At 42.4% G+C, this 24,020-nt stretch carries 22 protein-coding genes; 11 read left to right on the top strand and 11 right to left on the bottom strand.

The window, feature by feature from the left end; genetic code table 11:
* Positions 1 to 97 precede the first annotated feature (97 nt).
* The 5 genes from ACP2AF_RS14770 to ACP2AF_RS14750 all read right to left on the bottom strand — a co-directional run bounded on the left by ACP2AF_RS14770 (position 98) and on the right by ACP2AF_RS14750 (position 7,435).
* Entirely contained in the window at positions 98 to 2,746 is a 2,649-nt protein-coding gene (locus ACP2AF_RS14770; RefSeq protein ID WP_425236919.1) for a DNA gyrase/topoisomerase IV subunit A, read from the bottom strand.
* A 26-nt stretch (positions 2,747 to 2,772) separates the two neighbouring features.
* Positions 2,773 to 4,632: a DNA topoisomerase IV subunit B gene (locus ACP2AF_RS14765; RefSeq protein ID WP_425236918.1), complete on the bottom strand. Its 1,860-nt coding sequence runs from the start codon at positions 4,630 to 4,632 to the stop codon at positions 2,773 to 2,775.
* A 179-nt stretch (positions 4,633 to 4,811) separates the two neighbouring features.
* Positions 4,812 to 5,717, bottom strand: coding sequence for a DMT family transporter (locus tag ACP2AF_RS14760; RefSeq protein WP_425236917.1), 906 nt, complete (start codon positions 5,715 to 5,717; stop codon positions 4,812 to 4,814).
* A 105-nt stretch (positions 5,718 to 5,822) separates the two neighbouring features.
* Positions 5,823 to 6,917, bottom strand: coding sequence for a redox-regulated ATPase YchF (gene ychF / locus ACP2AF_RS14755; protein WP_425236916.1), 1,095 nt, complete (start codon positions 6,915 to 6,917; stop codon positions 5,823 to 5,825).
* A gap of 164 nt (positions 6,918 to 7,081) precedes the next feature.
* Entirely contained in the window at positions 7,082 to 7,435 is a 354-nt protein-coding gene (locus tag ACP2AF_RS14750) for a 4Fe-4S dicluster domain-containing protein (protein WP_120711124.1), read from the bottom strand.
* Between the two features lie 128 nt (positions 7,436 to 7,563).
* Between ACP2AF_RS14750 and ACP2AF_RS14745 the strand changes: the two genes are divergently transcribed.
* The 8 genes from ACP2AF_RS14745 (at position 7,564) to ACP2AF_RS14710 (ending at position 15,889) form a co-directional block, all read left to right on the top strand.
* Complete coding sequence (locus tag ACP2AF_RS14745) at positions 7,564 to 8,625, top strand: acyl-CoA reductase (RefSeq protein ID WP_425236915.1); 1,062 nt, start codon at positions 7,564 to 7,566, stop codon at positions 8,623 to 8,625.
* Positions 8,626 to 8,743: 118 nt separating this feature from the next.
* The gene (gene serC / locus ACP2AF_RS14740) at positions 8,744 to 9,808 is read left to right on the top strand and encodes a 3-phosphoserine/phosphohydroxythreonine transaminase (RefSeq protein ID WP_425236914.1); all 1,065 of its coding nucleotides are present in this window, start codon (positions 8,744 to 8,746) and stop codon (positions 9,806 to 9,808) included.
* A 100-nt stretch (positions 9,809 to 9,908) separates the two neighbouring features.
* On the top strand, positions 9,909 to 10,859 hold the full coding sequence (locus tag ACP2AF_RS14735) for a D-2-hydroxyacid dehydrogenase (RefSeq protein WP_425236913.1): 951 nt from the start codon (positions 9,909 to 9,911) through the stop codon (positions 10,857 to 10,859).
* Between the two features lie 75 nt (positions 10,860 to 10,934).
* Entirely contained in the window at positions 10,935 to 11,567 is a 633-nt protein-coding gene (locus ACP2AF_RS14730) for a DUF937 domain-containing protein (protein ID WP_425236912.1), read from the top strand.
* Positions 11,568 to 11,659: 92 nt separating this feature from the next.
* Positions 11,660 to 12,118 carry a DUF6146 family protein gene (locus tag ACP2AF_RS14725; protein ID WP_425236911.1) on the top strand — a complete coding sequence of 153 codons (459 nt, stop codon included), beginning with the start codon at positions 11,660 to 11,662 and terminating at the stop codon, positions 12,116 to 12,118.
* A gap of 30 nt (positions 12,119 to 12,148) precedes the next feature.
* Positions 12,149 to 12,451 (top strand): DUF6787 family protein, encoded by a 303-nt coding sequence (locus ACP2AF_RS14720; RefSeq protein ID WP_120711118.1) that lies wholly within the window; start codon positions 12,149 to 12,151, stop codon positions 12,449 to 12,451.
* Between the two features lie 422 nt (positions 12,452 to 12,873).
* A complete protein-coding gene (locus tag ACP2AF_RS14715) occupies positions 12,874 to 15,276 on the top strand; it encodes a TonB-dependent receptor (protein WP_425236910.1) in 2,403 nt (800 codons plus the stop codon).
* 19 nt (positions 15,277 to 15,295) lie between these two features.
* Positions 15,296 to 15,889, top strand: a complete 594-nt coding sequence (locus ACP2AF_RS14710) for a type 1 periplasmic binding fold superfamily protein (RefSeq protein ID WP_425236909.1) — start codon at positions 15,296 to 15,298, stop codon at positions 15,887 to 15,889.
* A gap of 37 nt (positions 15,890 to 15,926) precedes the next feature.
* Here ACP2AF_RS14710 and ACP2AF_RS14705 read toward each other — a convergent pair whose 3' ends face one another.
* From ACP2AF_RS14705 to folE, 5 genes are all read right to left on the bottom strand, one after another.
* Positions 15,927 to 16,814 carry a sterol desaturase family protein gene (locus tag ACP2AF_RS14705; protein ID WP_425238035.1) on the bottom strand — a complete coding sequence of 296 codons (888 nt, stop codon included), beginning with the start codon at positions 16,812 to 16,814 and terminating at the stop codon, positions 15,927 to 15,929.
* A gap of 44 nt (positions 16,815 to 16,858) precedes the next feature.
* Positions 16,859 to 17,326 (bottom strand): monoheme cytochrome C, encoded by a 468-nt coding sequence (locus ACP2AF_RS14700; protein ID WP_425236908.1) that lies wholly within the window; start codon positions 17,324 to 17,326, stop codon positions 16,859 to 16,861.
* Positions 17,326 to 18,546, bottom strand: coding sequence for a sulfite oxidase (locus tag ACP2AF_RS14695; protein WP_425236907.1), 1,221 nt, complete (start codon positions 18,544 to 18,546; stop codon positions 17,326 to 17,328). The genes ACP2AF_RS14700 and ACP2AF_RS14695 overlap by 1 nt, the downstream gene beginning before the upstream one ends.
* A gap of 137 nt (positions 18,547 to 18,683) precedes the next feature.
* Positions 18,684 to 18,986 (bottom strand): hypothetical protein, encoded by a 303-nt coding sequence (locus ACP2AF_RS14690; protein ID WP_425236906.1) that lies wholly within the window; start codon positions 18,984 to 18,986, stop codon positions 18,684 to 18,686.
* A 94-nt stretch (positions 18,987 to 19,080) separates the two neighbouring features.
* Positions 19,081 to 19,680, bottom strand: coding sequence for a GTP cyclohydrolase I FolE (folE, locus tag ACP2AF_RS14685; protein WP_425236905.1), 600 nt, complete (start codon positions 19,678 to 19,680; stop codon positions 19,081 to 19,083).
* Between the two features lie 219 nt (positions 19,681 to 19,899).
* Between folE and ACP2AF_RS14680 the strand changes: the two genes are divergently transcribed.
* Genes ACP2AF_RS14680 through ACP2AF_RS14670 form a run of 3 tightly spaced genes read left to right on the top strand, consistent with a single transcriptional unit; the run spans position 19,900 to position 21,951 of the window.
* Complete coding sequence (locus ACP2AF_RS14680; protein ID WP_425236904.1) at positions 19,900 to 20,586, top strand: ABC transporter ATP-binding protein; 687 nt, start codon at positions 19,900 to 19,902, stop codon at positions 20,584 to 20,586.
* 46 nt (positions 20,587 to 20,632) lie between these two features.
* On the top strand, positions 20,633 to 21,190 hold the full coding sequence (locus ACP2AF_RS14675) for a CPBP family intramembrane glutamic endopeptidase (RefSeq protein ID WP_425236903.1): 558 nt from the start codon (positions 20,633 to 20,635) through the stop codon (positions 21,188 to 21,190).
* Complete coding sequence (locus tag ACP2AF_RS14670) at positions 21,187 to 21,951, top strand: TIGR02757 family protein (RefSeq protein ID WP_425236902.1); 765 nt, start codon at positions 21,187 to 21,189, stop codon at positions 21,949 to 21,951. Before ACP2AF_RS14675 ends, ACP2AF_RS14670 begins: the two co-directional genes overlap by 4 nt.
* On the opposite strand, the gene ACP2AF_RS14665 is transcribed toward ACP2AF_RS14670, so the two are convergent.
* The gene (locus ACP2AF_RS14665; protein ID WP_425236901.1) at positions 21,948 to 23,999 is read right to left on the bottom strand and encodes a fasciclin domain-containing protein; all 2,052 of its coding nucleotides are present in this window, start codon (positions 23,997 to 23,999) and stop codon (positions 21,948 to 21,950) included. The two genes, ACP2AF_RS14670 and ACP2AF_RS14665, sit on opposite strands and share 4 nt — an antisense overlap.
* Positions 24,000 to 24,020 lie beyond the last annotated feature (21 nt).

Genomic DNA, 24,020 nt, shown 5'->3' with positions numbered 1-24,020 from the left:
AAACATATATCCGTAGTTATCCCAATCTTATTTTTGTGTTAACTTAATATTATGGGTGGAATTATGGTATCTTCTTGAAGTTTTTCCACTACTTCAATTAGAAAAGCGTAGTTTGCTCATTATCATTTTTTCCTTCGTCCTCACCGCTAGACTCGGATTTGCCCCCTTTTGTTTCGGAAGCTACATTTTCCTCGTCCACCACCTCAATATCCATGGTATCCTTAGGTTCGGGAGGTTCATAGGGCAATGGATCCAAAGCATTGATTTCAAGTACTTTCTCCTTGGTCAATTGATTGCCCATTGCGGTAATCCCTTTCACTGATATGAATTCTTCCAAATTGATTTCCAGATTGTTCTTTCGGTCCTGCCCTCTCTTTTTGGAGAAAACTATTTCTGCCCTTGGACGATAATCCGTAAACATTTTTTCCAAGTAGGACTTGGAATGGTCTGTTATAATAGTTTCTTCCTTGTCCGGGTTTTCAATCAAAAATCGCTTTACATAGAATAGCTCCTTCTCGCCCTCCCAATGAATTGCGGAGAGTGGTTTGTTGGGATCCCATTTTTCCAACACGATCATATCATCATCAAAACGGAGCGTAAGCTCTGGGATAACCGTCTTTACCAGACCATTTTGATTGATGATAAGTAGGCGGTCTTCCCCTGTAAATTCTCCCAGAAATTCTCCGCGTTCATCCATGTTCAAACGCTGAACGGTTTCATCGAACCAAAGCTTACGGGGCTTTAAAGTTGATAATCCTTTTTCCTTAAGTTCTATACGTTTTACCGAATACTTGGTAACAATGTTTCCTTTGGAGGCCCTTCCTTTGATCAATACATCGGCAAAATCCATATCCCATTTCAATTTTTTGATACTTCCTACTTGCCTTAGGTTTACGGTAACCACTTCGGCCTCGCCATTGGGATTAGCTGAAAAATACGATACATCGGTACCTGCCTTACCACTGGTTAGCTCATAGGCCTTATCCCTAGTAATACTGGTAACTGCAAAACGCTTTATGTATGTGGCACCTCCCCTACCATCTTTATAAATCATATTATAAATAGTACGCTTGTCCTTTTTCTTGAATACGGCGACATGGATAATATTCTTGCCTACAAAGGTTTTGGTATCTACCCGGGTCACCATCATTTTTCCATCTTTTGTAAAAACGATAATGTCATCAATATCACTGCAATCCGTTACATATTCATCACGTCGTAACGATGTACCAACGAAACCTTCCTCCCGGTTTACATAGAGTTTGGTATTGCGTATGACTACTTTGGTCGCCTCAATATCATCAAAAATTCGAATTTCAGATTTGCGCTCACGTCCCTTTCCATATTTTGATTTCAAGTCTTTGAAATAATCAATGGCAAAATCGACCAAATTATCCAGATGGTGTTGGGTTTGGGCAATTCTTTCTTCCAAACTTTCCAAATGCTGTTGCGCCTTGTCCAAATCGAATTTGGAAATACGTTTTATACGAATCTCCGTCAAACGTACAATATCCTCTTCGGTTACCGCTCTTTTTAGATGTTGGGTATGGGGTTTCAATCCTTTGTCTATTGCGGTTATTACCCCTTCCCAGGTCTCTTCTTCCTCAATGTCCCTATAGATTCGGTTTTCAATGAAGATACGTTCCAATGAAGCAAAATGCCATTGTTCCTGAAGTTCGGAAAGTTGGATTTCCAACTCTTGTCTCAATAATTCTACAGTGGCATCGGTAGAACGCCTTAACATCTCCGTGACCCCAATGAACAAAGGTTTGTTGTCTTCGATGATACAGGCCAAAGGAGAAATGGATGATTCACAAGATGTAAACGCATATAGGGCATCAATGGTCCTGTCCGGAGAGATGCCACTGGGTAGATGAACCAAAATTTCTACCTCGGCCGCTGTATTGTCCTCTATTTTTTTGATTTTTATTTTTCCCTTGTCATTGGCCTTAAGAATAGAATCGATCAAAGAGGACGTATTGGTTCCAAAGGGAATCTCATTGATGACCAAGGTATTTTTATCCCTTTGGGAAATCTTGGCCCGGACACGTATCTTGCCTCCCCTCAAGCCATCATTGTAATTACTTACATCAATAATGCCGGCAGTCGGAAAATCTGGGAACAGCTTAAAACGTTGTCCTTTCAGATGCTTTATGGACGCATCTATTAGCTCGTTGAAATTATGGGGAAGTATCTTTGTGGAAAGACCTACGGCGATACCTTCTGCACCTTGGGCCAACAATAACGGAAATTTTACCGGCAGGTTTACCGGTTCTTTTTTTCTACCATCATAGGAAAGCTGCCATTCCGTAATCTTAGGGCTAAAGACAACGTCCAAGGCAAATTTGGAAAGCCGGGCCTCAATATATCTGGAGGCAGCAGCACTATCCCCGGTAAGTATGTTTCCCCAGTTCCCCTGGGTATCTATCAACAAGTCTTTTTGACCTATTTGAACCATGGCATCGGCAATACTGGCATCTCCATGGGGGTGGTATTGCATGGTATGGCCAACAACATTGGCCACTTTATTGTAGCGGCCGTCATCCAGTTCCTTCAATGCGTGCATGATACGGCGCTGCACAGGTTTAAACCCGTCCTCTATAGCAGGTACGGCCCGTTCTAAAATAACATAGGAAGCATAGTCCAAAAACCAATCCTTGTACATGCCCGTAACCCGGGTGAGGGCATCTTGGGAACTGTCCGGGTTTTGTTCAGGACTCTCGTTCACTTCTTCATTCTCTTCCATTCAGAACAGATACGTATAATTTTGTTTTACAATTGGTTATCTTCAACTAGATCTACTTCTACTTTAAGATTGTTAATTATGAATTTTTGACGATCGGGGGTATTCTTGCCCATATAAAAATTCAATAACTGTTCAATGGACATCGCTTTATCCAACATTACGGGTTCCAATCGGATGTCATCGCCAATAAAATGCTTGAATTCGTCAGGGGATATTTCCCCCAAACCCTTGAATCTTGTAATTTCGGGCTTTCCGGTTAGCTTGGCCATAGCCTCCTTCTTCTCCTCATCGCTGTAACAGTAAATGGTTTCCTTCTTGTTCCTAACACGGAACAAAGGCGTCTGCAGGATGTACAAGTGCCCTTCCTTGATCAGTTCCGGAAAAAACTGGAGAAAAAAGGTTATCAATAGCAACCGGATATGCATTCCATCCACATCCGCATCCGTTGCGATTACAATGTTGTTGTAGCGAAGTTCCTCCATGGAATCCTCTATGTTCAATGCCGCCTGCAGAAGATTGAATTCCTCGTTCTCATAAACGATTTTTTTGGACATGCCATAGGAATTCAAAGGCTTTCCACGAAGACTGAACACGGCCTGCGTATTCACATCCCTAGACTTGGTTATTGATCCGGAAGCGGAATCACCTTCGGTAATGAACAACGTGCTGTCCAGCCTCCTATCGTTCTTCATATTATCTAGATGTACACGACAATCCCTCAGCTTTTTGTTGTGCAAACTGGCTTTTTTTGCCCGTTCCCGAGCCAATTTTCGAATACCTGAAAGTTCCTTCCGTTCTTTTTCGGCCTGCATGATCTTACGCTGCAGCTTCTCTGCCGTATCCGGGTTTTTATGCAAATAATTGTCCAGTTGTCTTCCCACAAAATCATTGACATACGTACGTACCGTAGGGAGACCTCCACCCATATCGGTAGAGCCCAACTTGGTCTTGGTCTGACTTTCGAAAACCGGTTCCATAACCTTAATGGAAATTGCGGAGATGATTGATTTTCGAATATCCGAGGAATCATAGTTCTTTCCATAGAAATCTCGAATGGTCTTTACAACAGCCTCGCGAAACGCGGACTGATGTGTACCTCCCTGCGTGGTATGCTGTCCGTTAACAAAGGAATGATATTCCTCACTGTACTGCGTCTTGCTATGGGTAATGGCGATCTCTATATCGTTACCTTTTAAATGTATGATGGGATACAACATGTCCTCCACATTGTTGTTATCCTCCAATAAATCCTTTAATCCGTTTTCGGAATGGAATTTTTCGCCGTTGAATACAATGGTGAGGCCCGGATTGAGATACACATAGTTTTTGACCATGCGTTCTACATACTCATTACGGTATTTGTATTTTTTAAAGATAGATTCATCCGGGATAAAGGTAACCTTGGTACCGCGCCTTCTTGCCGTCTCTTCCAACAATTCTTCATTCTTGAGTTCCCCTATCTCAAATTCCGCGGATTTGGATTTGCCATCCCTAGTGGATTCCACCTTAAAAAAGGTAGAAAGGGCATTCACCGCTTTGGTACCCACTCCATTCAGTCCAACGGACTTCTTAAAGGCCCGTGTATCGTATTTGCCACCGGTGTTCATTTTGGACACAACGTCCACTACCTTGCCCAAGGGAATGCCCCGACCGTAGTCCCGAACAATGACCCGTTCTCCCTGAATTGAAATATCGATGGTCTTACCCGCACCCATAACAAATTCATCGATGCAATTATCCAATACCTCCTTAAGGAGAATATAGATCCCATCGTCTGCTGAGGAGCCGTCGCCCAACTTACCGATATACATTCCGGGACGCATACGGATGTGTTCCTTCCAATCCAGCGAGCGAATATTATCTTCGGTATATTGCGTTTGAGCCATTTAAAGTGGGTTTATCCTTGCTAATATAAAATTTCGAGGCAAAAATCAAAATGGGTGCCCAGGAAAGTAATTAACAACGAAAGTACGGAATTTGTTGATAGCCGAGGCCACCGGATTCACGTTGGAGTATTAAAGCCACCTTTAAAATAAGGAGTGTACACCAAGCCATTCTTTACACTTTAACCCCTGGTCTTGCCCTTTGTGGAAACTAGGCTTACACCAGCTATTACAATCAACATTCCAAACATCTGAAGACCTGTTATCCGCTCATCCAGCAGGAAATAGGCCAAGACGATAGTGGAAATTGGTCCTAAACTTCCAAAAATGGAAAAAGTGGATGCTCCAAGCCTTTCAATGGCGGCGGAAACCAAAAAGGAGGGAATCAAGGTTGCAAAAAGTGCCATGGCCAGTCCCAATGCGTATACTTCCCAAGGATAATGGGTAAGTGCAAAATCTCCCGAAATACCATAATGTAAACCTACACATAGCGTAGATACGATCATGGCATAGGATGTAAACTGGAGCACGCCAAATTTTGGAATAAGCCAACCGCTGCCTACCAAATAAGAAGCATAGGTAATTGCACTAAGTAAAATCAAAAATCCGCCCCACAAAACAGCGTCACCTTCAATCCGGATTTCACTCCAAAACGTAACGACTACTCCAAGATAGGTAAGCAATATGGCCCATATCTGGGACTTGGTGATTCTTTTTCTAAAGAAAAGCCAGGACAGCAATACTACTATAGTGGGATAAATGAAAAGGATAAGCCGTTCCAATCCGGCCTTTATGTACTGCAGCCCCATAAAATCGAACAAGCTGGCCAGGTAGTATCCTACAAATCCCAAAAATACGATCCAAACGTAATCTTTGGTTCGGATTTCCTTAGGGTGCAAGGGTTTCTTCCATAGTGCAATGAAAATATAAAAAGGAAGGGCAAAACCCATTCGGAACAAAAGCAGGGTAACATGGTCCACTTCATAGTCATAGGCCAGCTTTACCATAACTGCTTTTGTGGAAAAGAGCACTACCCCAAAAATAGCCAGTAGGATTCCAATACCCGAAGCGGAATACTTTTTAAACATTCGCTAAAAGTAAAGCGGATTGTTTATGGGCCCGAATCCTTTTTTGCGGGATTACGATGGCCAGCTGACGTTCTTTGAAGAAATCTTCGGTTTCAGAAGAACTTTTTAAACGTTGAAGCGGAAGTGCATTACATCCCCGTCCTGTACAATATAGTCCTTTCCTTCTACCCGCATTTTACCGGCTTCCTTAACCTTTTGCTCACTCCCATAACTTACATAGTCCGCATAGGAGATGACCTCGGCCCGGATAAAGCCCTTTTCAAAATCGGTATGGATTACTCCGGCAGCCTGTGGAGCGGTAGCCCCAATGGGAATGGTCCAAGCACGAACTTCCTTTTCACCGGCAGTGAAGTAGGTTTCCAAGTTCAATAATTTGTAGGCACCCCGTATCAGTTTAGCTGAACCCGGTTCATCTAGCCCCATATCTTCAAGGAACATTTGCCGTTCCTCATAAGTCACCAACTCTGTGATATCCGCTTCCGTTCCTACGGCCAAAACCAGAATGGCCGCCTCTTCTTGGGCTACGGCATTTCGTACTTTTTCCACATAGGAATTCCCGTTTACGGCAGATTCTTCGTCCACATTGCAAACGTACATTACCGGTTTGTCCGTTATGAACTGTAGGGGATTCACATATTCCTTTCGGGCATCCTTTTCAACGGCAATCGCGCGTACGGAGGTGCCGGCCTCCAGACCTTCCTTTAATTTCAGTAGCACAGCCTCTTCCTTCTGGGCCTCCTTATTACCAGTTTTTGCCGCACGTTTTACCTTGTCCAACTTTTTCTCTACGGTTTCAAGGTCCTTTAGCTGTAATTCCATATCAATGGTCTCCTTATCACGAATGGGATCTACGGAACCGTCAACATGGACCACATTGTCATTGTCAAAACAGCGTAAAACATGGAGGATGGCATCTGTCTCCCTAATATTTCCCAGAAATTGGTTGCCCAAACCTTCTCCTTTACTGGCTCCTTTTACCAGTCCGGCGATATCCACAATTTCCACCGTGGCGGGTACTACACGTTCCGGACTTACCAACGCTTCCAGTTTTTCCAATCTGGGATCGGGAACGTTTACGACCCCAATATTGGGCTCAATAGTACAAAATGGAAAATTGGCACTTTGTGCCTTGGCATTGGACAGACAGTTAAAAAGGGTGGACTTGCCTACATTGGGTAAGCCAACAATACCTGCTTTCATTTGAGGAAAATGTTAGGTTTACAGTTTTGGAAAAGGTTTCCATTTTCCAATTCGCGTGCAAAGATAGGCTTTCAAAGTGGTTTTAAGACCCAAAAAGAGGAAACAAAAAACCCGATATTCACTATCGGGTTTTAATTTTTTTCCTAATAAGTTGAAAGATCCACCTAATCCTCTGGATGCATAAATTGTTGTTTGGTAAGCAACGTTTCTTCGGACTCTACCCTATCCTCATCCGGAACACAACAGTCTACAGGACAGACCGCGGCGCATTGGGGCTCCTCATGAAAGCCCATACATTCGGTACATTTATCTGGGGATATGTAGTAGATTTCGTCGCTTATCGGTTCCTGTACGTCATCCGCATTAACCGCTTTTCCATCCGGTAATACTACATCACCTTTTAGGGAAGTCCCATCACTGTAGCGCCATTCATCCGCTCCTTCATAGATTGCGGTATTTGGGCATTCGGGCTCACAAGCCCCACAGTTTATACATTCATCGGTTATTATAATAGCCATAATTCTCTTTTTTATACTGAATCCGTTTTACATCAAAATCCGATCAGCTGCAATTTTAGTTTTGTATGTGTATTTTTGCAATTCCTTAAAAGCAAAGGTAAACCCTACAGAATTACTAGACAAATATAATGATAGACCTCAAACGTAGAATAGAAGCTTTTGTTAAACTTGGAAAATTCATGGGGGAATTTTGCGAATACTCCAACAAAACCGCTCATGACGGGCATCCAAACAAGCCATGGTTTCATAAATTGGAACAAAAGGTTCGTTTGGCCGGTGAGTCCAACGGTTGGTTTACAGAAGCGAATGTGTTATTTGCCCTTAAGAGTTGGAGTAAGTTATTAACAGAAGACCGTTTACTACATTGGTTATCCTACTACGATCTGGAAGAAAACAAAAAAAAGAACGTAGCCCTCATCATGGCCGGAAACATTCCCCTAGTAGGCTTCCATGATTTTTTGGCGGTACTGTTGACCGGGAATTCCGTACAGGCAAAGCTTTCTTCCAACGACAATATCCTGCTTCCATTTTTGGCCGAATTTCTTATCGAAATGGAGCCGACACTAAAACATACCATCTGTTTCACCGAGAAAAAACTGGAGGGATTCGATGCCATAATTGCTACGGGAAGCGATAATACGGCCCGGTATTTTGAATACTATTTTGCCCAAAAGCCCAACTTGATCCGAAAAAATAGAAATTCCGTCGCCGTACTTACAGGAAACGAATCTCCAGACCAGCTAAAAGCTTTTGGCGATGATATTTTTAGATACTACGGGTTGGGGTGTCGAAGTGTATCCAAAATCTTTGTTCCAATGGATTATGATTTTGACGTATTCTTTACAGCAATTTACCCTTATAAAGACATTATAAACCATCAAAAATATGCCAATAACTATGATTATAACAAGGCCGTATATCTGATGAGCGAATTCAAGATCTTGGACAACGGATTTCTTATGCTAAAGGAGGATGAAAGTTATGCGTCGCCAATCGCTTCCCTGTTTTACGAACGGTATGAATCCTTGAAGGATATTAAAGCAAAGCTGGAACGGGACAAACAAAAAATACAATGTGTAGTATCCCATGGTAGTATAAAAAATGAGGTTCCTTTCGGGAAGACACAAACCCCAAGTTTAATGGATTATGCGGACGGCGTGGATACTGTTGACTTCCTGTTAAAAACATAACAGAATTATTTGTTTTCCATGAGGAAGATTCCCTATAATTTTATGACCTTTAACGGCTCAATTTAAGAAACCTATTGAAATACCGAATGATTTTCGGAACCCATAAACTGAACATCACATGAAAAAACATAATTTTAGCGCAGGACCCTGTATTCTTCCACAAGAGGTATTTTTAAAGGCTTCGGAAGCCGTCATGGACTATAATGGTTCCGGATTATCACTTATTGAAATATCCCACCGAAGCAAGGAATTTGTGGAAATCATGGAAAAGGCAAGAACTTTGGCTCTAGAGCTTTTGGGCTTAGAGGGCAAAGGATACCAAGCCTTGTTTTTACAAGGAGGTGCCAGTTTGGAGTTTTTAATGGTGGCCTATAATCTATTGGATAAGAAAGCGGGGTACTTAAACACTGGCGCATGGAGTGAAAAGGCCGTTAAGGAGGCTAAAATTTTTGGTGAGGTGGTTGAAGTGGGTTCCTCAAAGGATGAAAATTTCAATTACATTCCCAAGGGGTATACCGTTCCTGATGATTTGGATTATCTGCACCTAACTTCCAATAATACCATTTTCGGGACTCAGGTAAAAAAATTCCCGAAAACTACCGTTCCGTTGGTCTGTGATATGAGTTCGGACATTTTTTCCAGGCAATTGGATTTTTCACAATTTGATTTAATCTATGCAGGCGCCCAAAAGAATATGGGAGCCGCAGGTACTACCTTGGTCGTTGTTAAAGAAGATGTTTTGGGCAAGGTCTCCCGTAAAATTCCATCCATGTTGGATTATAAGGTTCATATTTCCAAGGATAGTATGTTCAATACACCTGCGGTATTTGCTGTATATACCTGTATGCTTACCTTGGAATGGCTTAAAAATCTTGGGGGAATTCCAGCCATAGCGGAAATTAATGAAAAGAAGGCACAATTGCTATACTCGGAAATTGACCTGAACCCCGTTTTTGAAGGCTTTGCCAAGATGGAGGACCGTTCCCATATGAACGCAACATTTAACCTGGCCGATGAAAAGTTAAAGGAAACTTTTGATACTATGTGGAAGGAAGCGGGCATCAATGGGCTTAACGGGCACCGGTCCGTAGGTGGTTACCGAGCCTCAATGTACAATGCTATGTCCTTGGAAAGCGTGGGTATACTTGTAGACGTAATGAGTGAAATGGAACGAAAAGGATAATTGTTGAGCGTTTTTAGTTGTTCGTTGACCGTAAAATCAAGGAACAATTGAATCAATACACCGACAACCGACAACTGACAACTGACAACTGACAACCAAAATGAAAATATTAGCAAACGACGGAATAGCACAATCAGGAATCCAAGCTTTGGAAAGCGAGGGCTTTGAGGTATTGACCACTACTGTGGCCCAGGAACAATTGATTCCCTATATCAATGAAAATGAAATCATTGGGCTTTTGGTGCGAAGTGCCACCAAAGTACGAAAGAACCTCATTGACGCCTGCCCGAGTCTAAAGCTAATCGGTCGTGGTGGTGTAGGTATGGACAATATTGATGTTGCCTATGCCAAGGAAAAGGGATTGCATGTGATCAATACCCCTGCAGCTTCTTCGGAATCCGTGGCTGAACTGGTGTTCGCCCATTTATTCGGAGGGGTGCGTTACTTGTATGATGCCAATAGGCAGATGCCCTTGGATGGGGACAGTAAATTTAAACAGCTTAAAAAATCTTATGCTGGAGGAACGGAACTTAGGGGGAAGACCTTAGGGGTAATCGGTTTTGGACGAATTGGTCGGGCCACGGCAAAAATCGCATTGGGCGTTGGTATGAAAGTCATTTATTTTGACCCCTTTTTGGAAAAGGCTTCGCTGGAGGTTTCTTTTTTCGATGATCAGTCCGTTTCTTTTGATTTCACTTCCTTATCCAAGGAAGAAGTATTGCAATCTTCGGATTTTATTACCCTTCATGTCCCGGCACAAAAAGAGTATGTCATTGGCCAAAAGGAAATCGCCATCATGAAAGATGGCGTTGGCATTGTGAATGCGGCACGCGGTGGTGTGGTGGATGAAGTAGCCTTGGTAGATGCTCTGGGAAAAGAGAAAATTTCCTTTGCCGGATTGGATGTTTTCGAATCCGAGCCCAATCCGGAAATTAAGATTTTAATGCACCCAAAAATTTCGTTGACCCCACATATTGGAGCAGCAACAGGAGAAGCCCAAGACCGGATCGGAACCGAATTGGCCTCACAGATAATTTCGTTGTTGAAGTAGGTTTATTTTCCAGAAGGACTGTTAGATTAGTACAGTTTTTGTACATTACCCCTCCATTTTAAAATTAACTATAACATGTCTGGATTATTAGATTTACTAAACAGCCCAATGGGCAAACAATTAATTAATGGCGTGGCCGGGCAAACCGGACAAGCAGAAAGTAAGACCGCCGATGTACTAAGCATGGCGATGCCCCTTCTATTGGGAGCGATGAAGAAAAACGCGTCTTCCCCTCAGGGAGCGGAAGGCCTAATGAATGCACTGTCCAATAAGCATAATGGTAGTATCCTGGATGATTTGGGAGGTCTTTTTGGAGGAGGCGTAGACCAATCCGTAATGGATGACGGTGCCGGGATTTTGGGCCACGTACTCGGAAACAAACAACCACAGGTAGAAAATGCCTTAAGCCAAAAATCCGGTTTGGATGCAGGTACCATAGCCAATATCCTTAAAATTGCAGCTCCCATCGTTATGGGCTACTTAGGTAGGGAAAGGAACAATGGTAATGTGAACGATGCCAATGGAATAAATAGTTTATTGGGAAGTATGTTGGGAGGTCAACCGCAGCAAAACCAAAGTTTGATCATGAGCTTAATTGATGCCGATGGTGATGGCAGTGTATTGGATGATGTGGCCGGTATGGTTATGGGAAGCAATAAAAAAAGTGGTGGACTTGGAGGGTTACTGGGAGGCCTCTTTAAAAAATAGTTCCAATCACCTTAACCTTATTTAACAAAAGTCGCTCCTCCATACGAGCGACTTTTTTGTATCTTTTTGATTTGGAAAGAGAAGGCTCTACTATGAAAAAAATAATTTTCCAAATTGGAATACTGCTATTTCTTTTTGGCTTGGCTTTTAATAGTTGTAAAAGCTCCAAGGAGGTCCTTGAGATTACGGATAAGGAAAAGATTGCTTTTAACGAAACGGTGGGTGATACTATAACAATAAAAAGCGATGCCACGGAGTACGAAATCATTATCATAGAACCTGGATTTAATTTTTGGCTTAATAGTATTGCAAGGCCAAAGGGGTTTTACTCCCAGCCCTATTTGGAAAACCGTAATCAAATAATGGTGATGAACTGGAATCAAAGGGTATTGGAACCCTTGCGTTTCAATCCCAACTTGTATGAACTGCAGATAAACTATGACCCAAACATAGATTATGGATACGATGTGAATTTTAAATTATACAATTATTTCATCTATTTTCAACGCAAATACAACCAGCGTTTGGGACCTTGGCTGCCTCGGATTTAAGGATTATATTTGTCCTCATATCCGAGATAAATGGAGAAATTAAAAAAGCGCTGGGGTATTGATTCCAATTTCCAATTGCTGATAATTTTTATTGTATTTGCTATTACAGGCTCTGCAGCCGCCAAACTTGCAGACCCTCTTACGAGCTTTATTGGCTTTCAACAAGAAACAACAAATCCTTGGATATATTGGACGCTGCGCATTCTACTGATTTTTCCTGTTTATCAAGTTTTGTTGGTAGTTTTCGGATGGCTGTTCGGACAGTTTAAATTCTTCTGGAATTTTGAAAAGAAAATGTTAGTGCGCCTTGGACTTGGTTTTCTTTTTAAATAATTAGATTTTGCATAACTGTGCTATAGTGCTTAATTTGATTAGTTTTGCAAGCTATGACAGGGAATCGTAACATCGGTTTATTCATCTTCTTCACAACTTTGTTGTTCATCAAGGTATCCGCCTTCCACGCCTATTCACACACGGACGATGGTTGTGATCACATTGAGAACTGCAAGTATTGCGAATTGGCGATCGAGAATCAAAATGTGGAGCATATCGCCCCTTTACCCTGCGTCCTTTATGTTTCCAATTTGGTCTTTTTTCAAACGAAGCTTAATTACAACTCTTATATTTCAACCATTTCCAAGAGTTTTGTAGCCAAGAATTATTGCAGGCCACCTCCAAGTATAGTTTGGGCTCCCTAAAGCTTCCCGTCCTTTTCTATTTTGGTCGAAGCTATTTTCTAACTATATGAATAACTCATGAAACGTTTGTTTGCGGTACTGCTCTTGGTAGTATCTTTCTCTAATGTTATTGCACAGGATTGCTCCAATACGCTATCGGGTACGGTAATTGATTTTCATGATGGTATGCCCTTGGAAGGGGCGGCCGTCCAAATTTCTGGTGATACTAACATAGTATATACCAATGACGAAGGAAAGTTCGAGTTGAATTCCATTTGTATGGGGTCTCTGGAGCTGGAAGTATCCCACGAGGCTTGTATTACCCAATTTATAAAAGTGGAAATCGCTGAGACCCAAACCGAATTGGACATTAAATTGGAACATCATCTTGAAGAGTTGGACGAGGTAAAGGTGGTGGGCGATGCCGTAGTTCTCAAAACAAATTCCGCGCAGGAGGTGGTATTGAGGCAGCAGACCTTGGAACAGTTTAGCAGTGGAAGTTTAGGGGATGCGCTTAGGGAGCTAAGCGGGGTCTCCTCCTTGAACACCGGAGCCACTATTGTGAAGCCGGCCATACATGGCCTTAATGGAAGTCGCGTGCTGATTTTGAACAACGAGGTCCGCATGCAGGACATGGAATGGGGCGATGAGCACGCCCCGAACGTGGATATTAATTCTACCGGTTCTATTTCGGTCATAAAGGGTGCGGCCGCCCTGCAATATGGGGGCGATGCCATTGGTGGGGTTATTCTTATGGAACAGGCTCGGATTCCGGCAAAGGATACGCTTTTTGGGAAAACACTGTTGAATGGAATGTCCAACGGTAGGGGTGGTAACATCACTTCTGAACTTACCAAGGTTTTTGATAAAGGTTGGTTTCTAAAGGGACAGGGTTCGTACAAGCGTCTGGGTGACCAGGAAGCTCCAGACTATGTCTTGTCCAACACTGGAATACGGGAAGTAGGTGCCTCCCTTCGGTTTGGAAAGCGATTGTTCACCTGGGGTTGGGACGCCAATTATTCTTATTACAACGCAGAAATTGCTATTCTGCGTGCATCCCATATTGGGAACGTAGACGATTTAATACGCGGTATCAATAGCGGCCAGCCCGAAGTAATAAGACCTTTTACCTACGACCTTCAAAATCCGAGGCAAGAGGTCTTCCACCATTTAGGAAAATTAAAGTTCTACAAACGTTTTGAGGGATTGGGAAAATTAAACTTTCAATATGATGTCCAAGTGAACCGAAGGTTCGAATATGACATACGCCGCGGTGATTCGGACGATAGGGCCTCTATTGATTTGGAATTGACCACCCACACCTTGGGGGTGGATTTTAAATGGGACGCAAAACAGAAGTCCCAATTGCACTTTGGGGTTTTGGGTAGGTATCAGGATAATTTTGCCAATCCGGATACAGGGGTCAGGCGTTTGATACCCGATTATGAAAAGTACGATTTGGGTGGTTTTCTTATCGGGGAATATCAGCTATCGGACAAGTTGTTGATCGACGCAGGTTTCCGCTATGACTTTACTCGGATAGATGCTCAAAAATTCTATCTGAACTCGCGTTGGGCGGAACGGGGATATGATCAGGAATTCCAGGATTTTATTGTTGAAAATGCCGGAAACCAAATACTTACCAATCCGGTGTTTGATTACCATAACTTCTCGGCTACAGCGGGTCTACGCTATTTTGATGAAAATCAAAATATCTTTCGGTTCAACTATGCCCTTTCTCAACGGGCACCCAATCCATCGGAATTGTTCAGCGATGGCCTTCATCATTCAGCAGCTAGAATTGAGTTGGGCGATTTGAGAATTGACAGCGAAACATCACACAAGGTTTCGGCATCCATGGAGCGGGATTTTGACCGCTGGGGCTTTACCTTGGAACCCTACGCCAATTTCATAAAGGATTTTATTCTACTGGAACCCACCGGGGTAGAATTCACGATCCGAGGTGCATTTCCGGTTTGGGGTTATCGCCAGACCGATGCCCGATTATTGGGTATCGATGCCAATGCTTATGTGGATTGGACGGATCATTGGAGAACGGAACATCAATTTTCCTTGGTCAAGGGTAATGACATTGAAAACAATCTGGCCCTAATCAATATTCCGGCTGCTAATTTTAGGAACAAGCTAAAATTCGCCCGACCGGAATGGCGAAATTTTGAGGCTTCCCTGGAAAGTAATTATGTCTTTAGACAAAATGAGTTTCCACCGAATGTCACGGTTTTTTCACCAGAACAACAGCAGGATGTGGTACTGGAAATCAACACCCCTCCGGAAGCTTACCATGTATTGGTCTTCGATTCAAAATTGGAGTTTCCCCTGGGAAGTTCTACCAAGCTTACCACTAGGCTTACGGTAAACAATGTATTGAATACCAATTATAGGGATTACTTAAATCGTCAGCGTTTTTTCGCAGACGATTTGGGCCGAAATTTCATTTTACAATTAAAACTTAATTATTAATACTAAACATACTACGATCGTGAAAATATCAAATTATATATCATTATTTACTTTAATCTTTGTGCTTCTGGTTTCCTGTTCCGATGACGATGATGCCCCGGAACAAATAAACGAACAAGAAGTAATAACCACCATGACCATTACCTTGGTCCCAGAAGGTGGCGGTACTACGGTTGCCTTGCAAACCCGGGACATCGATGCCGATGGGCCCAACCCACCAGAGGTCAGCGTATCCGGAAACCTCGCCGCCAACACTTCTTATGTGGGTAGTATAGTGCTATTGAACGAGACCGAAACCCCTGTTGAAAATGTAAATGAAGAAATTGAGGGAGAGGCCAACGAGCACCAGTATTTCTTTATTGTGGGCGGTGGCTTAAATGCCACAGTTGACTATGCAGATGATGAATCTGATTATGTATCCGCTGAAACTGGTGAGAATTTCACAACAACAAATCCCGTGGGAATACTATTTGAGCTTACAACCACAGATGCCAGTACTGGAACCTTGGCCGTTACACTGCGCCACGAGCCCAAAAAACCAAACGATGGAACTTTGGCAGATGCAGCTGGGGAAACGGATATAACAGAGACATTTACTGTAGTCATAGAATAGAAGTTGGATTTTTTTATAGCGCAAACCTTGGGATTGATTATTCCTTCTCAAGGTTTTTGCGCTTAAGGAATCCATACAGGAACTGACCTAAGAATCCCTTGGGGATATTTTCATCGCCCTTAAAGCCTAAGGGTATCGATCCACTATCTTCGGGAATATAGTTGCTTTTAAACAGGTAATCCCAGATACTCAGACTAATCCCAAAATTCACCCCGTATTTACCCTCAGGCAAGGTATAGGCATGATGATACAAATGCATAACCGGATTGTTTAAGACATACTTCAAGGGGCCCCAGGTCAATTTTAAGTTTGCATGGTTCAAATGGCCAATACTTATGGCAGCGAAATGGACGATATATGCTTGTTCCGGCTCAAAACCGCCCAAAAGCATAATCCCAAAAGTTTTTAACGGCTTGTATAGAATGTTCTCCATCCAATGATACCGCATATGTGCGGCGAAACCCATTTCCTTAACGCTATGGTGTATTTTATGGAACCGCCATAAGAAGCTAAACTTATGCAAAAGGATATGGGTAAACCACTGCACAAAATCCAATACCACAAAAAAGATCAACAATTGGGCCCATAAGGGCAAGGTGTTTAAATGAAATACAGTTAAATCTTTAATTGAAATTCCTAAGTCTATAAAAATCAATTCCAATACTTTATAAAACCCACTTATGGCAATAGAAAAAATAAAAAAGTTGAAAAAGATATAAAAAGCATCCAGCCAAAAATCCTTTCTGAAAATGGATTGCTCTTTACGCCAGGGAAATAGAATCTCAAGTAGCCATACCAAAAGGGATATACCGATTATACCCCAAAAGAAATTGGTATACCAAGGAACTTCTAAGATTATGGATTTCCAGGTCCATTCCAAGGTACCCAAAAAAGAATGCAAAAAAGCGTCCACATACTTTTCCATATTATTATTCACGTATCCAACGGTTCAATTAGTCTCTTTATTCGCTATTCTTCCAATACGTACCACTCCTCAACCTCCAAATTTTCCCTCCTACCTTTTTCCACCGGAGCATAATTAGCAGCTAGATATTCTAAAATAATGGGTTCATTCTCACCCAAATCCCACAAGTTTTGTGTTTTTTGCATCCAACGGATGGTGGAGAGCCACCCTTCTTTGGTCATGCGATTTTGGGTAACCAATTGGGCCGAATGACAAGGGGTGCAATTTATAATGGTCTCCCGTAAACCCGGTGCTTTAATAAATCCTGAAACCGAATCGATACTTTTTTCCAATTGGCCCACTTCTCTGGCATCGGTGGGATCTGAATATTCAGGGTTGCCTTTTGATGCATTCCCATCCCCGTAAAGATAGAATGCGGCAATAGCAGTAATAAGAACCAACACGCTTATCACAATTAGTATACGATAGAGTCTTCGGGCACGCTTTCTATATGTTTTGTGTACATTTCCCATCAAACTACTTTTATGGCAATCCTATGACAAGCGTTGTTCAGATAACCCTTTGGGTTCCACCCTGGTAGCAGCATAGGCTGGGAAGTACCTTTGGAATCCGTTGCCCGGGCCCATATCTCATAGTAACCTTTTTTTGGAAAATCGATTTTTGTGGAGAAATGCTGCCATGCCAACCGGTTGACCGGCCTTTCCAAATTACAGGTTTTCCATGTAGATCCAAAATCAATGGAATATTCCATTTTTTCTACCTCTAATTCCCCCGCCCAAGCATGGCCTCGGATATTCAATTTTTTTCCTTCGGAAATCATTGCTCCGGATTTTGGGTAGGTAATCAATGATTTTACCGGCATGGACTCAATGATACACATATCCTCATCGGCTACTTTTGTGCCAGGTGCCACCGGGCTGCAGGGTACTCGGTAAGAGCTACCGCCCATTTTGGGCCCGTCGTGTACTATATTTCTAATGCTTAAACGGTTTATCCATTTACCTGAGGCGGAAGCCGGCCAACCTCCCGCCACAAGGCGCAAAGGGTAGCCATGGACTAAAGGAGTATCCTTTCCGTTCATGGCAAAGGCCAATAGGGTCTCATCCTGCATTGCTTTGAGAATAGGCACACCTCTTGAAATAGGTTCTTTTTCTGGATTTCTACTTAAATGAAGATCGGCCGCATGATATCCCAAATACACCGCGTCATCCTTAATACCTACATCTTCCAGCACGTCCTTAAGCCTTACCCCCGTCCATTCAGCACAGGAAACAGCACCAATGGTCCATTGATTCCCTTTTGCCGGAGGATTGAATTCACTTCGCCCATTTCCTCCACATTCCAAAGTTAATTGATAGGTATAGTGTTTGAATTTGGATTTCAAATCCTGTAAGGAGTAACTTTTGATTTGTTTGACCGATTCTCCATCTATCTTCAAAACCCAATTTTCTAAATCAATGTCCTCCGGAATCAGTCCATTGTTGCGAATAAACATGTATTTGGAAGGTGTTATCTTATCATCCAGTAAATGGGCCCGGGCTTCCATATTCCAAGGCCTGTCGTTCAAAACGACCATTTCACTGTCCTTATCGAATAGCTTAAAAGGATCCGGATCTTGAAACAAAAGTGGTAGATACCCTTCTGGCGCAACCGAACCGAAAACAATATCACTACCTACAATTCCAGTCATTGCGGCCAAAGTGGTCTTTTTAACAAACTTTCTCCTATTCATGGATTCATTTATTTCGGAATGTCTAAAGTTAGGATTTTTACTTTTGGGAAAAGTAACCTGGATTACATCATAGTGTTAATATGCGATGAAAAAAGCCTATTGGTATTCGGTATGGGATTAGTGGTGCGTTGTTTCCCTTATTTGGTTTCGATTACCTTTCGTTTCCCCTTTCCTTTAAAAACATAAGTGTAAAACCACATGATGGTAAATGAGGGAATAATATCCATTCCTGGAATTATTTCTTCGATAAAGTTGAAAACTGCAGCCGCCTGACCAATTTTCCCTTTATACATTCGGGTCATAAGCCAGGCCGAAATCGGAGCCCAAATAATATCCGAGAAGTCACCAATTAAGGGTATCGCAAAAGAAAGCATTCCTATACCATCGAACAGTAATCCTAAGAGAAGTGTTTTGTATTTTTTATCCTTGATTTTTGACATGATTTAAAAGTAAACATTACTTACTCTAAAGCAATAAAGATGCCAAGGAAAAATGAAGTTCCCAAAACATTTTGCTTTAAGGTAAGGTCATCCTTCAGGAAAGACTGGAACTGATCAGTTTTAAAAACTCGTTCCGGGTTTCCTCGTTCTTAAAAGATCCCCGAAATCCGGAAGTAGTGGTAACCGAGTTTTGTTTTTGGACCCCCCGCATCATCATGCACATGTGTGCTGCCTCAATTACAACGGCCACTCCTTGAGGTTTTAAGGTATCATTTATACAATCCAAAACCTGTTCGGTGAGACGCTCCTGGACCTGCAGCCTACGCGCAAAAACATCCACGATCCTAGGTAGTTTGCTCAATCCAACAATATGCCCGTTCGGGATATAGGCAATATGGGCCTTCCCAAAAAAGGGAAGCATGTGATGCTCACACAAGGAATAGATTTCAATGTCCTTTACAATGACCATTTCGTTGTAAGACTCCTTGAACATGGCACTCTTAAGGATAGCAGCCGCATCCTGTTTATAACCCTGGGTGAGGAACAACATGGCCTTGGCCGCCCTTTCCGGAGTTTTTACCAGACCTTCCCGATCAACATCCTCGCCGATTTCCGAAATAATCTTGGAAAAGCGTTCCTTAACATCATTTGTGATTTCCAAGTTGTATTCCTCTAAATTTTGATAAGGCTCCATACCTATGTTTATTTTTGTTCAATGTTATTTTAAAAGTGTGAACAAAACTATTTTTTAAACTTCTAAAACCGCAAATTAACGCATTATTAGCGTACTAAAAATAAAAAGTTCTGCCAACTACTATTCTCTTCTTCGTTCGAAAGCTTCTTTATTAAGTTTCTCCTGCTTTTGCATTGTTGGGGTTAATGTTTACTTTCGAGCAGTGTTAAGATGTTATCCATGATCAAAGCCGTCCAAATTCAAAAGTCGTATGGGGAACTCCAAGTTTTAAAAGGAGTTGATATTAGCATAGATAAAGGTGAAATTGTTTCCATAGTGGGCGCCTCCGGTGCCGGTAAAACTACCTTATTGCAAATATTGGGGACTTTAGACGAGCAATCCAACAAGAAGGATGGCGAACTTTTGATCAACGGCGTGGATACCAAAAGCCTTTCGGACAAGGAACTCGCCAAGTTCAGGAACGAACATATTGGTTTTATTTTTCAGTTTCACCAACTCCTTCCGGAGTTCACTGCACTCGAAAACGTCTGTATCCCTGCATTTATCAAAGACACGCCTAAAAAGATAGCAGAGAAAAAGGCCAAGGAACTTTTGGATTTCCTAGGGCTTTCCGATAGATACCACCATAAGCCTAATGAGCTTTCGGGAGGCGAGCAGCAGCGGGTTGCCGTAGCCCGAGCGCTTGTCAACGATCCCTCTATTATTTTTGCGGATGAACCCAGTGGAAATTTGGATTCCGAAAGCGCGGACAACCTGCATCAATTGTTTTTTGAGTTGCGGGATAAATTTGGCCAGACCTTCGTAATCGTTACCCATAACAAGGAACTTGCTGATATGGCCGATCGCAAGCTTACTATGGTGGATGGACGTATTACCAATTCCCAAAAAGCTATGCCTTCACAATAGCTAAATACGTGCCAATTACCCAAAAGCTCGGCCCAACTGATTTTCTATGCTCCGTGAACTTCTCATCTTTTTAAAGTATCCCACATACCGAATCGATGAAAACAGGGATTTTAAGTATCGAGTTGGTGTTTTTTTTAGGTTGTTATGGATTTCCTTGGCTTTGAGTTTTATCCTGGGTTGGTTAATTGGTGGAATTCAGGTTATTTTTAATCTGGATTTTGGAAAACATGCGGTCGATGATTTCTTTGAACGCCATTCTCTTTTTCTGGTACTGCTGGGAGCCGTAATCGCGGCCCCAATTTTAGAAGAATTTGTTTTCAGGGCACCTTTGAGCTTTTTTAAGCAAAAAAGACAGTTTCCTTATATTTTCTATGTCTTTACCCTAACTTTTGGGTTTTATCATATTACCAATTTTGAAATGCGCTTTACCAACCTTTTACTTTCGCCTATTCTTGTTGCACCACAATTGGTGGTAGGTGCTATTTTGGGATATATTCGAATACGATTTGGCCTTGTTTGGGCGATAGTATTGCATGCCTGCTATAACCTGATCTTAGTGATGCCAGTACTACTTTTTAAAACGCTAGACATCCCAATAGAATGAACAAAACCGAATTAAAGGAGTTTTTGGATGCCAAGGTGGATTACTATAACCACCCTCGATTTTTGGAAACGGATCCCCTTCAAATCCCCCATAGGTTCTCGCGGAAGGAGGATATTGAAATCTGTGGGTTCCTAACGGCGACAATAGCCTGGGGAAATCGTAAAAGTATTATCAACAATGCAACCACGATGATGGAGCTTCTTGACAATGCCCCGGCCGACTTTGTGAAGAACCACCAAGAAAGTGATTTGGAAAAGCTATCCGGTTTTGTCCATAGGACCTTTAACGGAATCGATTTTATCTATTTCATAAAGAGCCTACAAAACATCTATAAGCAACATGATGGGCTGGAAAGGGTATTCGTCAAAAATGCCGAACCAGATTCACTGCAACCCGCCATCACAGCTTTGAAACAGGTTTTTTTTGAGCTGCCCCATCTAAACCGAACCACAAAACACATTAGTAATCCGGAAAAAGGTTCGGCGGCAAAACGCATCAATATGTTCCTAAGATGGATGGTAAGAAACAATAGTACAGGAGTTGATTTTGGTTTATGGAAGACCTTAAAGCCATCACAGTTGTCCTGTCCTTTGGATGTGCATTCCGGTAACGTGGCCAGAAGGTTAAAGCTATTGAAACGAAAACAAAACGATGCCAAGGCCGTAACCGAATTGGACAAAACCCTACGTAGGTTAGACCCCCTAGACCCTGTGAAATACGATTTCGCGCTGTTTGGACTAGGGGTTTTTGAAAAGTTTTAGGACGAAAGGGCTTCCAAAATTTCTTGGGGCAATAATACCTTATCTATGATGTGGATAACGCCATTCAATACTTCCGCATCCGGAGAGGTCACGTTGGCGGGCTCACCGGTCTTGTCCAAAATGGATACACCACCGTTTATGCCGACCATCAATTCCTCGCCTTGTAAGGTAGTAGCCGTCTGACCATCACTTAATTGTCCCGAGGTCAATTTTGTGTTTTCTATAAAATGATAGGACAAAATGGTGGCTAAAATCTCTATATCCTCAGGGGTGTCAAAATCCGCTAGGGAATCATATCCGTCCAAGGAAGCAAAAAGATCCAAAAAGGCCTGATTGGTAGGGAGGAAAAATGTGAATTCCTCATGCAAAACGTCCTGGAAAAGTTCGTGATAACGCACCAATAAACATTGGGCATAATCCAAATCGTCTTGATCTAGATCCAGTGAATCAACAAAGGCCATTACCGCCTTGGTAGCCTCGGTGGCAATTGTTTCAACAACGGACTGTGGTACCAAAACCCGGTCTATGGTATGTATAACACCATTTTGTGCCGGAATATCGGTCGTCAAAAAATTAGCTGGAAAACCCGTGGCATCGACCAATCCGAATCCCTCATCAGTAGAAACGATTTCTAGGGAATTTCCTTCGGACAAGGTATCCGTGGTACTGATCCCCAAATCGGCTGAAGTGACAATTCCGGGAAGTACATGATACAATAGCACATCGCGCAACAGATTTATTTCAAATTCGGAATCAAAATCCTCTATACTGCCCAAACCCTCCCCTAAAAGGGCCAATAATCCAAAAAGTGCTTCATCGGAAGGAGCAAAAACCGTGAACGGCCCATCCTCTCCCAAAGTATCCAAAAGCCCTGTAAGCTCCAAAGCTTCTTTTAGAAAGGAAAAACCTTCGGTTTCCTCTACCAACTCGCCAATGGTCTTGGCACTCGGATCTCCCGAAAGGCCCAATAGATCATAGACCTCTTGGGGAATGAGAATCTTGTCTATAATATGGACGGTGCCATTGGACGCCTCCTTATCCGCATCTAGTATATTGGCGTTAGTCTCCGAGGCATCCCCGATTACAAAAGTATCGCCGGATGCAATTACCTCAATACTATTATCTGTAAGCAACGTAGGTACCATTCCAGGAGCTAATTCGCTTGAAGCTACATTCCCCATTACTACATGGTATAGTAGGATTTGCTCAAGTATTTGAAGTTCAATAATATTGTCAAAATCATCAAAGCTGTTGTAATCGTCGCCCAAGAGATCAAATAACTCCTCTATTGCAGTGTTGGATGGTGCAAATACCGTAAATGGCCCTTCTGCATTAAGGGCATCAACCAAATTGGCTTTTACAACGGCATCTTGAAGCAACGATAGCTCATCCGTTTCGCTGACCAATTCCACTAGGGAAGGTTTGGGATATAATTGATCTAGGACAGTTTGTGGCAAAAGCACTTTATCAACAATATGCACCACACCGTTGGAAGCCTCATTATCGGCCCCTACTACTTCTGCATCCTCATCGGTCTTGTCCTGAACAAGTACAGTGGCATCAACTTTGATAGTTAGTTCCTCTGTTTGCAGGGTTTCCAAGACCGTACCGTCCGAAAGAGCGTCCGAAAATGCCGAAGTACCCCCGACTACATGGTATTTTAAGATTTCGGCCAACAGTTCCTTTTCGGCAGCTTCATCAAAATCCTCCAATTTTTCAAATCCTTCCAACTGGCCCAACAGTGCCTTAAAAGCATCATTGGTCGGCGCAAAAACTGTGTTTGTGCCCTCTTCCGAAAGTGCTTCTACCAAACCTGCATCAGCTTGCCCCAAAGCCTCCACTAAATATTCCAAAACATCCACGGATTGAGCGAGCTCTACAAGATTGGGCAAGGTCTCTTCCTGATTATCCCCATCGTTCATTGCATCCCCATTACCATCCGAGTCAACTGGGTCATCATCATTTTTGCTGCATGCAAAAACCAGGAGGGATACAAACAGAGGAATTGCAAAGCGCCAGAGATTAGAAATTGTATTGATTCTTTTCATTTTTCGGTATTCTTAAATTTT

This window comes from Ulvibacterium sp. (genome assembly GCF_965248315.1).
Classification (GTDB): Bacteria; Bacteroidota; Bacteroidia; order Flavobacteriales; family Flavobacteriaceae; genus Ulvibacterium.
This window is presented reverse-complemented; position numbering and strand designations above follow the sequence as displayed.

Excerpts from the sequence above, each read along its gene's own strand:
- ACP2AF_RS14770 (WP_425236919.1), bottom strand. The coding sequence starts at position 2,746 with ATGGAAGAGAATGAAGAAGTGAACGAGAGTCCTGAACAAAACCCGGAC.
- ACP2AF_RS14765 (WP_425236918.1), bottom strand. The coding sequence starts at position 4,632 with ATGGCTCAAACGCAATATACCGAAGATAATATTCGCTCGCTGGATTGG.
- ACP2AF_RS14760 (WP_425236917.1), bottom strand. The coding sequence starts at position 5,717 with ATGTTTAAAAAGTATTCCGCTTCGGGTATTGGAATCCTACTGGCTATT.
- ychF (WP_425236916.1), bottom strand. The coding sequence starts at position 6,917 with ATGAAAGCAGGTATTGTTGGCTTACCCAATGTAGGCAAGTCCACCCTT.
- ACP2AF_RS14750 (WP_120711124.1), bottom strand. The coding sequence starts at position 7,435 with ATGGCTATTATAATAACCGATGAATGTATAAACTGTGGGGCTTGTGAG.
- ACP2AF_RS14745 (WP_425236915.1), top strand. The coding sequence starts at position 7,564 with ATGATAGACCTCAAACGTAGAATAGAAGCTTTTGTTAAACTTGGAAAA.
- serC (WP_425236914.1), top strand. The coding sequence starts at position 8,744 with ATGAAAAAACATAATTTTAGCGCAGGACCCTGTATTCTTCCACAAGAG.
- ACP2AF_RS14735 (WP_425236913.1), top strand. The coding sequence starts at position 9,909 with ATGAAAATATTAGCAAACGACGGAATAGCACAATCAGGAATCCAAGCT.
- ACP2AF_RS14730 (WP_425236912.1), top strand. The coding sequence starts at position 10,935 with ATGTCTGGATTATTAGATTTACTAAACAGCCCAATGGGCAAACAATTA.
- ACP2AF_RS14725 (WP_425236911.1), top strand. The coding sequence starts at position 11,660 with ATGAAAAAAATAATTTTCCAAATTGGAATACTGCTATTTCTTTTTGGC.
- ACP2AF_RS14720 (WP_120711118.1), top strand. The coding sequence starts at position 12,149 with ATGGAGAAATTAAAAAAGCGCTGGGGTATTGATTCCAATTTCCAATTG.
- ACP2AF_RS14715 (WP_425236910.1), top strand. The coding sequence starts at position 12,874 with ATGAAACGTTTGTTTGCGGTACTGCTCTTGGTAGTATCTTTCTCTAAT.
- ACP2AF_RS14705 (WP_425238035.1), bottom strand. The coding sequence starts at position 16,814 with ATGGAAAAGTATGTGGACGCTTTTTTGCATTCTTTTTTGGGTACCTTG.
- ACP2AF_RS14700 (WP_425236908.1), bottom strand. The coding sequence starts at position 17,326 with ATGGGAAATGTACACAAAACATATAGAAAGCGTGCCCGAAGACTCTAT.
- ACP2AF_RS14695 (WP_425236907.1), bottom strand. The coding sequence starts at position 18,546 with ATGAATAGGAGAAAGTTTGTTAAAAAGACCACTTTGGCCGCAATGACT.
- ACP2AF_RS14690 (WP_425236906.1), bottom strand. The coding sequence starts at position 18,986 with ATGTCAAAAATCAAGGATAAAAAATACAAAACACTTCTCTTAGGATTA.
- folE (WP_425236905.1), bottom strand. The coding sequence starts at position 19,680 with ATGGAGCCTTATCAAAATTTAGAGGAATACAACTTGGAAATCACAAAT.
- ACP2AF_RS14680 (WP_425236904.1), top strand. The coding sequence starts at position 19,900 with ATGATCAAAGCCGTCCAAATTCAAAAGTCGTATGGGGAACTCCAAGTT.
- ACP2AF_RS14675 (WP_425236903.1), top strand. The coding sequence starts at position 20,633 with ATGCTCCGTGAACTTCTCATCTTTTTAAAGTATCCCACATACCGAATC.
- ACP2AF_RS14670 (WP_425236902.1), top strand. The coding sequence starts at position 21,187 with ATGAACAAAACCGAATTAAAGGAGTTTTTGGATGCCAAGGTGGATTAC.
- ACP2AF_RS14665 (WP_425236901.1), bottom strand. The coding sequence starts at position 23,999 with ATGAAAAGAATCAATACAATTTCTAATCTCTGGCGCTTTGCAATTCCT.